General features: G+C 39.8%; 6 protein-coding genes. All 6 read left to right on the top strand.

Annotated features, from left to right (window positions below):
* Positions 1–9: 9 nt before the first annotated feature.
* The 6 genes from rpsR (at position 10) to Q8P68_06455 (ending at position 10,554) form a co-directional block, all read left to right on the top strand.
* Positions 10–213 (top strand): 30S ribosomal protein S18, encoded by a 204-nt coding sequence (rpsR, locus tag Q8P68_06430; protein MDP4008794.1) that lies wholly within the window; start codon positions 10–12, stop codon positions 211–213.
* Between the two features lie 162 nt (positions 214–375).
* Positions 376–993 (top strand): hypothetical protein, encoded by a 618-nt coding sequence (locus Q8P68_06435; GenBank protein MDP4008795.1) that lies wholly within the window; start codon positions 376–378, stop codon positions 991–993.
* Positions 994–1,008: 15 nt separating this feature from the next.
* Positions 1,009–2,352 (top strand): hypothetical protein, encoded by a 1,344-nt coding sequence (locus tag Q8P68_06440; GenBank protein MDP4008796.1) that lies wholly within the window; start codon positions 1,009–1,011, stop codon positions 2,350–2,352.
* Positions 2,353–3,756, top strand: a complete 1,404-nt coding sequence (locus Q8P68_06445) for a hypothetical protein (protein MDP4008797.1) — start codon at positions 2,353–2,355, stop codon at positions 3,754–3,756.
* Between the two features lie 17 nt (positions 3,757–3,773).
* On the top strand, positions 3,774–6,173 hold the full coding sequence (locus Q8P68_06450) for a hypothetical protein (protein ID MDP4008798.1): 2,400 nt from the start codon (positions 3,774–3,776) through the stop codon (positions 6,171–6,173).
* A 22-nt stretch (positions 6,174–6,195) separates the two neighbouring features.
* The gene (locus Q8P68_06455; protein MDP4008799.1) at positions 6,196–10,554 is read left to right on the top strand and encodes a hypothetical protein; all 4,359 of its coding nucleotides are present in this window, start codon (positions 6,196–6,198) and stop codon (positions 10,552–10,554) included.
* Positions 10,555–11,170: the final 616 nt, after the last annotated feature.

Genomic DNA, 11,170 nt, shown 5'->3' on the forward strand with positions numbered 1-11,170 from the left:
GCAAAGATAATGAAAAAATCTAAATGTCCATTCAAATCAGTAGGAACAAAATATATTGATTACAAAAATGTAGACTTGTTTAATAGATACATCTCATCATACGGTAAGATCGTACCTAGATACTACACAAACGTATCTTTGAAGTATCAAAAAATGCTTTCAGGTGCTATCAAAAATGCTAGATTCATGGGGTTGATCCCTTATGTGAAATAACACCTCACGCAACGCGCGAAGCTTGCGTTGCGAAAAAAGGTGTGCGACAGCACTCCAGACCCTGGACGAAGCCATGGGCATGCTACACAATATATTCCGATACAAGTAAAGCCCGTTTATAATTAAGCGGGCTTTTTTGGCTTCTACAAGCCTCTTTTGGGTATGGCCTATATGGATCCGGAGTCTTCCGAAAAATATGTTTTTGTGCTAAAATATATAGATTTTAATGAATATTTAACTCCGTCAAAGAAGAATATGGCAAAAGAGAAAGTAAAAACCAGTGCAAAGGTAATTGATTCACCGTTGCCAAATCAGCACAGTGAAGTGATTATCTCATGGGTATCCCCTTCGTTTGTAAAACATGACAAAGGGATAGCCTGGTATGTCGTGGCAGGGCTTATACTTATCGGAATACTTTGGTATTCACTGTATTCAGCCTCATGGTCTACCGCTTTGGTATTCCTGCTATTTGCAGGCGTGTACATCATGAACTCAAAACACGAGCCAGCCGGCATAGTTACAGCTATTACCGAACTTGGTGTGCAGCACGGTACTCAGTTTTTCCCTTATAGCAAAATCAAGGGCTACTGGCTTGTATATAAACCACCACAGGTGAAAGTTATTCATCTACAGCTAACCGGTCGAGGTGGCGAAATCACAATAGACCTTGGGGATCAGCCGGCAGCAAGCGTTCGCAACATACTTAGTCGCGAAATCCCGGAAATCGAAGGGAAGGGCGAGCCATTTGTTAATTATGTAACCAGGATCTTAAAACTCTAAACAAGAATTACAAAAATGAATGCAGAAAAAAATCAACCGAAAGACGTAACAAAAAGACCACACTTGAAAGAGGGGGATCCTGGCTATGATGAATTCTATGAAGGGCAAAGTACATCTGCTTTAACAAAAAAAGCTTTAGAATTGATGTTCAAAAATGCTGAAATTCTTGCCAAAGTTACAGAGGAGGAGCTCGCAGAACTTTCAAAAGAGTTGGAGGAATCTCTTCCTCCAAATTCATATTTTCAATGGGTACTTGAAAAATATAAAACTATGGAGCCTGCAAAAATGACACTTCTTACAAAGGTGGCCGGCAAAGCACCATTGAATGAAGATGAGATACTTGCGTTCACAGAATCTTTAACGAATTTGGATTTCATGGCAGTTACCGAAGATATGGTATTTGATTTATCTTATCTCAAGCTGGTTTCATCCGGTATGACATCCGATCAGAGGGTACATCTTATGGCAAAAATCCCTGAGGGTTATCAGTCTCGTGCAGTTGGTATAATGCAAAAAACTCATATGGTAACTTCAAATGAAGTTGATCTGTACGTCCAACTGAAAGCCAGACAAGATGATGAATCTTCCGATGTCATTGGAGATGCAAGGAGATACAAAGCTAAGGTTACTGAAGTTGTTGAAGAAATTTCGGCAGTAATTGATAGCTTGCCGGCTAATCAAAAAAATTACAAAACAAAGCCGTATACTGATAAGCCAAAAAACGCATCTGAAAGAGCATATACACTTAAAAATTTAGGTTTGGCCGGTGGGCTAGGCGTAGGGATAATGACTCTCGTTATTAATACTAGTGGTGCGCTGAGAGAACTGATTATAAAGAGGGATCCGCAGGCGGCACTTGAGCACATAATAAATCATCCATGGGCATGGGTAGCTGCCGGAACGATAGCCGGTACTACTCGAGGGCTTACGCAGACAGATCGTCCAATTGGTGAAATCATATCTCCCGGGAAAGGTCAGAGACTTGGTGAATTGATAAATCAAGGAGTTAGCCGAGAGGGAATAGTGCATTTGAAAAATGAGAATTTGTTCTATGCTGTGCAAAATGACTTTGAAAGTAGTAAGGATCCTGAAGGTATGAGGAATCTCTCATTGGAAGTTGCATTCCCGCAGGCTTATGCGAACTTAAAAAGCAGAGGGCTTTTACCAAAACCACATCAAGAAGCGGGTATGGTAAATGATTTCGTAAATCTTTCGTTGTCATTACGTAAATGGGATTATTGGAAAAGTTATGGAGCATATTACCGCTTCGCTACTTATTGCGAGAAAAAATACATGAAAAAGGTAGGATCTGAAGCTCTCCGTCGCAAAGATGAAGCCGACACCATAAGCAAAAATTAAATGAAAAAAAGGATAACAATACAACGCGGAGTCGAATTTCTAAAAATAGTTCTAAGTGAGCTATCGGATCCTCAGGTGCTTAAATTAGAAAAACATCCATATCTTCCACATATGTGGGATCGGATGCAAGATAAGAGATTTGATTCGAGGTCGGAGCCTTTTGAGTACAGAAGTAAGCATTTCCCTAGATTTATGAAATCTTTGTACCTTAAGAACACAGATATTCCGGATGAGTTCAAGGATTATGCTGACTCCGGAATGGTATTTGATCTTTTGGCGGATTTTGTAAAACAGTGCGTGATTGCAGGGACTTTGAATGATGTATTAACAAATGAAAATTCTCATGAGAGAGAGTATATGTTCTTTTGTTTCAAGTTTTTTGCTGCGATAGAAGATCAGCAAATTGAAAAAATATCAACCGGAGAAGGTACCTCGCTGAGTACCCCATCAGTACTCGCAGAAAAACCGGATGGAACTTTGGAAGTTTTGACAGGCGCAGATCTGGAAGCAAGAAAGGCGAACAAAAAAACAGATATCGTATCAATGAATCCATTTGGAGACAACGATATAGATACCATGATGTCGGTTTGTGCGAAAAAAGGCGAAATGTCAGTGATATCTCATTTGCAAGATGGAGGATTTGAAATCATGGACATAGAAAAAACAGACCGCAGGCAAACAAAAATAATAGCGGAAAACAAAGAAACTTCACAAAAAATAGAAGTTTATACGGATAAATTTGGTGTGCCGGAGCAATTTGTAGATACAGTCGATCCGAGTGCGCGGCTCGCTTTACAAGGTACAAATTGGAGAGATGAACTTGGTGTGCAGCTCGCAAGAGCTGGGAAAAACCCGGATATGATTGCGAAAAGGGCGGAGGTAAGGTCGCAAGCCGGAGCTCCAAAATCTGAGCCTCTGCATCCAAAAATATCTACAGGAAATCTCAGTATTAGTAATGAAAAGATGAATGACATATTTGGGAATCCAGGGCATGAGAGGTTTGAACAATCAGATAGAGACAGTATGAGTTCAAAAGAATTTTCTGAAATGCCAACAAAAACCAAAGCACATTCGCTTCCTTTTGCACCACTCCCTAAGTCATCTCAGGCGATTTCCGGAAAAACAGTTTCTCACACAATAAAAGGAGAAGAAAATGATGAGCCTATAGAAGGTGGTATTACAAGGAGGGGTGGACATAGGCGGCGTTTAACCGAATCAGGCGAGGCTACCGGGCAAATCCCCGGTCAAAGCCAAATGCAAACAAGAAAAAAAGAACAAGAACAACCAGTTCCACCTAAGCCAAAAAAGAAGAAAATGTCAGCAGCGACGAAAGTTATGATTGGCACTGCCGCAGGTTCGGTAACTGGGGTTTTGAGTCTACTTGGGGTCGCCGCAGCACAATAAATAAAATAATAATTACAATGTTAAAAAAACTATTCGGAAAATTCGGTCACTTGCTACTTCCGGCGATTATCATATCATTGGTAGTAGGTGTGAATACAACATTTGCTGCCGAGGATACTTTCCAGGATTTCTTGCAAGTATGGGGCAGAATCATTTCGCTCATTGGCTCATTGATTAACGTTATATTATGGATAGTAATAAAATTCATTGGAGATCTGCTTACATATGACTTTATATTTGGAGCGGGTATGGATGAGATGTTGAATACTATTTGGCAGGCAGTACGTAATTTTGTGAATATAGCGTTCGTTTTCGTCCTTTTAGTGATTGCCTTTTACAATATAATATCTATAGACCCGGAAAAAATCCCTCTTAAGAAATCACTTGGGAAAGTCGCTATAGCACTTATATTGGTGAATTTCTCTTACTTTGCGGCAAAGGTTGTATTGGATGCTGCAAATATTTTGACTACAGCGGTGTTTGCTATCCCACGGGATATAATAACTGATCTTAATTTATCTACGGCAGAAAATGAATATGGTGATGAAGCGATTCATGCCAAATGTGCCAAGAGAGTGAATCCACTTACAGATAGCATCAAGGATTCTGATTTCGCAGGGTACAGCGATGAGGTTGGCTCGGACGGCATAACATACAAGTTGATACCAATGAAATGTTATATACCGAATTTGGTAAAGGTAGAGTTGTTCAAAAAAGGGAAGGTGGTTGATGATAATCCTAGTATGGTCACAGCCGATTACGATCAAATGAAAGTGGTACTTTATTTCAAAGATGGAAATGAGGAAAAACCTCTCGAAGCGGATATGGCGGCTGTGGCTAACGGAACTAAGGAATTGTCTGAGTTTGAAACTCAATACAAGAATGCGGAACTTTCAGCCAAGAAATTTGGACGAAATACAATTACAATGATTTTGGCAAAAACGATGTTTGATTTGAACAAATTAACAGAGGTTAGTACCGCATCATCCGCATCATTTTTTGGAATGACTATAAGCGGTATAGTGAATCTTATTTTACTCCTATTATATGGAGTGATGTTTATTGCGATGTTTATAGTTCTTATATTTAGGGTGGTTTATCTATGGATATGTATAGCATTTTCACCACTTGTCGCACTGATGTTTGTGTTCAAGGACTTTGGTGTGGAAATGCCACCTGAAGCTGATATTTCAAAATTATTTATTCAATACGCATTTGTACCTGTGAAGATGGGTATAGCACTTTCGGTTGGTGTACTTATGTTATTCAAGGCAAATCAACAAGGTATGATGCCACAAACGGTAGAGACTATCGGAGAAGCTGCTGCTGATATTCAGATCCCTATAGATACATTGGTAAATGACACAAGTATTCAAAAATTAATGTGGAACATAGCAACTATCGCTGTGATATGGATCGCAATCAAGTGGTCACTTAGTGATCTTTCAGGTCCAGTCAAAGGAATTGTTGGTAAGATTACAGATTACGTAGAGGCGGTTGGTGGAGTTGCTGCCAAGGTTCCACTTACACTTCCAATCGCTCCATATTCAAATATGAAAGAAGGTGGCGAACGTCAAATGACTACACTTGGTGCGGCGCTTCGCTCCGCCGGCTCCTCAAATCTTAACCGAATCGTGGAAGATAAAATTAGTGGTACCGATAGGGAGACAAGCCGCGCTCGTCAAGATATTTCTAACAAATTGGATAGAATTGGTGCGGGAGATCAGCGTCTTCTTACCGGAGCGGATTATACGAAAAATGATGAATTTATGACAAACATAGTGAATGATATAAATCCTAATAACAGGAATAAATTAGCTGAGAAATTGGTATTAACCGGAGCTATGAGTGCGGAGTCGGATGAGTATAAAAAATGGGCTGGAAGCAGTAAAACTGAAAGCGACTTTAGAACATTGCTTTCTACTAATATGAATAGTCCGCAAAAGATAGCTGCTTTCGGTAAAGATATTGATGCTATGACGGAATGGAGTGATCGTTCCGGAAGTGCAGGAGCCAAAGCCAAAACCGGTCCGTTGCTGGCATCAAATTCACCACTCCTTAAAGATGGTGCGGAGATGGGAGGGGAATGGAGTGATGATCCCACAGATAAAAGTAAAGACATCACAGCTAGCATAGCTACTTTACCTGACGCTGCTCAAAAAGTTATAGAGAAAAACTTGAAAGTGGAAAAAGATGCTGAAGGTAAATACAGTGCGGAAAAAACAGCGACTGTACTGAATGATGCTGTACAAGCACTCAAGTCTATAGAGGGTAAAGGTGATAAAGAAAGGAAAGCTATAGAGGAATCTCTAAAAGGTCAAGCTCAGGCATTGTTTAATGCGGCAAAGGGGTCTGTCACTAAAACTCCACCGGTTGTACCAACCTCACCTGGAGGGGCACCCGGAGTTACAAAATAAAATACAAAAAATAATTTAATTTATGAACTTTTCAGACGAAACAAATAGAAAGCAGCTCAAACAAAATGAGCTATATGAGAACTGGGAGAATCCGGATATAGAAGCTTTGCTTGATATGCGAGCTTTACGATTACTGACAAAGCAGGAAGTTATAGACAAGCTCACTGCTATGAAAATATATTTTGAAAAACGTATAGAAGTTCTAAGTGATTCAAGGACAAATATAATGGACTTTATAAACCGGATGACGGAAGGAAGTTCTATCGAACAAAAATTAGCATATGTAATGGAGAATTTGGAAGAAATGAGAAAGAAAATGTACGCAGAGGAAAGAGACGGTTCATATGATAAATACAAAGATAACTTCGATACATTGCTCCGGGATATACTTGGTAGAAAGGCTGATTTGCAGAATTTAGCTTTGGAGAAATTTATCGAAAAATCACCTCCTTATCTTGATCGTGTAATGAAAAAAGCACGTCAAAATGGAGACAAGGATAAATTGGCATTACTCGGGGAGGCGAAAGAAGTTAAACGCAGCAAATCAAAAGAAGAAGTGAAAAATACGCTAGTTTGGATATCCGGAGATGAAAACGATATGTCGCCGACTGAATACAAATCCTTCGATGATAACCTTCAAAGTAAGGCAGAGTCTGCACTTGAGAATTGGCTTTCCGGTAAAATCGATGAAGATGATTTTAATGCGAAATTTGGAGATCTCTTGGACGATGCGAGAGAGAGAGGTGGTGAGAAGGCTGTATTAAAACTTCGACTCCTTCGAAATAAATACAGGGTGCGCCGTGAGAATTATGAGCTTTCGGAGTTAGTACAGATACATAGTATTTTTGGTGAAGAAGGTGAAAATGTAAAAAATTCATCAGGTTTACTTTTTTCTACAATTCGATATGTTCAAGATGGACTTCGTTACGGTTCGTATAGCAAGACTGAGGCAGCAAGTGAATTGTGGGGAGGTCTTGCAACTTTGACTGAACAAGCATCGTCGCAAATTGATTTTAATCTTGGCAATGGAGAGCTTAAACATTTGCAAGATTTTATAGGTGGTCTTCGTTCAAGATTTGATTCGGACGATGTTGATTTCGAAGGAATGATCTCAGAATGTGCCGCCTATAGAGATGGCCTTCCTATGAGGGATGAGCGCCACAAGGACGCTCGAAGTAGATACGAGAAATCATTGGCCGAGGGCAAAGCTGACTTCCGCAAGGCGGCACATAATGGATTGATATATGGATTTATTTACAAAGATTTAACAGAAAAAGATTCTGCACGTGAAGTTCTGACAAAGATGAAGGGTGAAATGAAGGATGCGATGAAGATAATAAAAGAAGACTTTGATAGTGGAGACTTAGAGAAGATGAAGGATGCTTCTTACACTCTTGATCGTACGGATGAATTTCTCACGGTAGTATCATCTGTCGATTTATCCACGCAACTCATGAGCGCTAGCAAACTTGAGTTGCGAAATAAGGAGGCGAAGGGGGCGGAATCAATTGACCATTTACTTGGCGCATTCAATGCATTTGAAGGTCATGAAATGGAGGCTGAAGATGTGATTGCTAAAATCAAACAAGTAAATCCTGAGATGGCTTCAAAAATTGAAGAAAGAATTGCCCAAGTAGATGATGATGTTCGTTTTGTTGATCGTGAAAGTTTCGACAAATTCTTTGATGGTAAAACTCAAGACGATTTTCGCGGACTCAGCGGTGCTTTTTATCAGGGCACTATTTTTATAGTATACACTCCCGGTGATTTGGAAAGAGGTGACAATCTCAAATATTTGGAAAGAACATACAAAGTTCTAACTCATGAATCGATCCATCACACTATGCATGACGAGGTCTCTGATGAGACGGGTAGATTTTTAAACACACTACTTTATGGATCATCAACTTATTCAGAAAACGGTTTAAATCTTGCACGTTCCGGAAATACGCTCGGAGCACAGATCATCAAGCAATTCATGACTGATCGTGGAAATGAATTTGAAGACTTCGTCCAAAAACGTACAAAGATAAAACAAATTAGAAAATCAAACGACAAGCTTACATTTAATGAAGTGATTCGCAATGAAGACGTTTCAAAAGAAATTCTTGAAGAGGCGATGACCGTATATTTAACATACATCGCTATCAATGGTCCACAACAATTGATGAGACCACCATATTTGGATTACCTCCGAAGATTTCATGAAACCGATCAAGGTAAAGAAATTTTCTCTAAATTTACACCGGGCGCAAATAATGAAGAGGTGGTTTCTCTTGGTGCCGATACGGATGCTAGTGAAAGCGGCATTTCCGCAGGCAAAGGAGGCGAGGCAAGTGAAATAAAACAAGAAGTTCCTCCAAAAAATCTTGAAGATTTACTTAAATTTATAGAGGCGGTTGAAGTGGGGACTATAGGGCAGGTTCAGAAGCTTCTCAAACAGCTTTATAATGTTGAAGATTACGAGGGTATATTGGCAAGTGCCAAGGATGATTTGGAATACTTGAGATCAGAGGTAGGTAAATTGGCTCTTGAAGAGGCGAGGAATGGTGAAGAGGCATCAAATGCAACTAGAAAATCCATTGATAAAAACATAGAAGCAATAAAGAAAAATCTCGAAGAAAATATGTTGGCAAAACTTGAAGATGAGAAGAAGCTCCGAGACAAAGAGCCTGAAGATGAATTGAGTTATATTGAGCGATTGTGGAGTAGCACAACCTTCGTTTCTATGGATGATGTTATCAAGGTCTTTCAAGATGGTTGGGCATATTTAAAAGAAAGACGTGAGCTTAGACGAGATAGGGTGGCTGCGGCTATTGGTACGTCAATATCTCCAACAGAGCGTATGAGTAACTATTTTGAAGGTTTGGGGCAATCGGTTCAAAACAGGGACATATCAAAATGGAAGGAGATATATACGGATAAAGATCCAAATTCACTTAATGCGATATTGGACAGAGCAAGTGACATCAACCAAGTTAAAGCACTCTTTGAAATCAAGGCGGATACATATGGTGATTTCTTCTTTAGAAGTAAGCAGACGAAGTTGGCTCTAGGACGTGTGTCAGGTAAAAAGATAGATACGTATTATCAAGCAAAAGATATTTTTGATGACTTATATGGGCGTGGTGAGGCCGATGGACTTGAGCGTAAAAATTCCGGCTCACGTAAAGGTAAAGTGAGTGAATCGGAAGAGATGGGTAAACAGCATGCGGATGATCTTGAAATCGAATGGATGAAGATGATTGCAGCGATGCAGGCAGACCCTCCGAAGTGGGTGGATAGTGCGAAGTTCGAAGGATTTATACATTATGCGCTTACTGCAGGGAAGTCTTATCTTCGTGCGGTTATTTGGATGATTACAAAAGGTTTCACGCTTGGGATTTTGGATTATAAAACCATAGTTGAAATGGGAGGTTCCGCACTTGTAAAAAATGCTCCTCATATTGAGTATTTGGGAGATATAATAAAAGATCATGACAGGGGTATACCTTATGCAGGGGGTGAGAAAGGGCAGACTGAAATCGAATTTATAGCATCATTAGATCTTTTTGATCCTGAAGGTCAGGAAACAAGGGGTTCTAAAAGTACGCAAACCGCAAAGCAATTGGATGATTGGGTGAAATATGAAAAATGGCTTTTGTATACCGCTGACAGGTCTGCACGTGTTCAACAGCGTTATGGTAAAATCAAATCAAGTTCTGACGGTTTGGACCATGACTATGTGCAAGACATGTGGTGGGAATTCAATAGAGGTTCTTATCAATCAATTCTAAATGAGCGTACCGGTGCCGTACAGTTTATTCAAGATCAGGGTATCGCAAATGTGTATGGGCAATTTATAACAAATTCACTTTATTGGACGGATGAGGATCTTATGAGTAAATACGATAAATGGTTTAAAACAGATAGGCTGCTTGTTGAAGAAGATTTTGATAATGACGGAAGTAAGTTTACTCTCAAGCAAAATCAAAAGCAAAAAGCTACGAATCGTACAACTTTAGATGATGATAAATTGGATGAAGTAGGTGGAGCAATGTACAAGAATACACCTATGAAATATTTTAGAAATCTTACTTACTTTGCTTGGAAAGAGTCCAAAGGTGATATGAAGATAGCTCGTGATATTATGATGGCGGGCGCGTTGGATCTTGGTATCTCTTGGGTGCCGAAAGCTTCTATTCAGCATTATTATACAGCAAACGCATCAAATGGTTGGGATTATGCGAACGTAACGGCTTGGAGGGCGCGGATAGATCCGAGAACAATACCTGAGGCACCTCAGTCACATTTCTATGATTATCTCCCACCTGGGGCGCCGCCTGGCACACAGTTATCCATGGAAAAAGATCTTAATGGATACCCTCCTGGATTTAAGTAGTAGGATATTTCCACACTTTTTTACCGGTCCCCAATCATTCCTCAAGATCGTTTTTCAAGGTCTTCCCACAAGATCATTCTTCTAGATCGTTTTTCAAAATCATCCCATCCTCCGGCATTCCCCCCACTCGGTCTTCCATCTCCCATCCCCGGTCATCCCTCACCGATCTTTCCTCCCTCGATCTTCCCTCACCGATCTTTCCCCCCTCGATCTTCCCTCCCTCGGTTATCAAAAGCCCCATCATTCATCCATCACTTTTTCGCCCCACCTTCATCAGTCAAAACTCACCCATTTATCAGTTAAAACATCTACGAAAAGTAAGTCAATACTCACCATGTAATATTTGTATTTTACCGCAAGTTAAAATTGGGTTTTTTGGCTTGTGGTTCAAGATTTCTCACGTTTTAGCCTTGACCGAAAATGGTGAGCGAATGTTATAATTTGTTCACAAAATCACCATTGGCAATTCACCCATAAATCACAATAATTTTTAATTAAAAACTCATGGAAAAAACTACATCAACTAAGTCATCTTTGAATTTTCAGATCAACAATGTTGGCGATCTTTCCGACAAAGAGCTCATCAGTCTATGTGAAAATTTTGGAAAAAACGCCC

Source organism: Candidatus Peregrinibacteria bacterium, assembly GCA_030700255.1.
In the GTDB taxonomy this organism is placed as follows: Bacteria; Patescibacteriota; Gracilibacteria; order UBA1369; family JABINC01; genus JABINC01.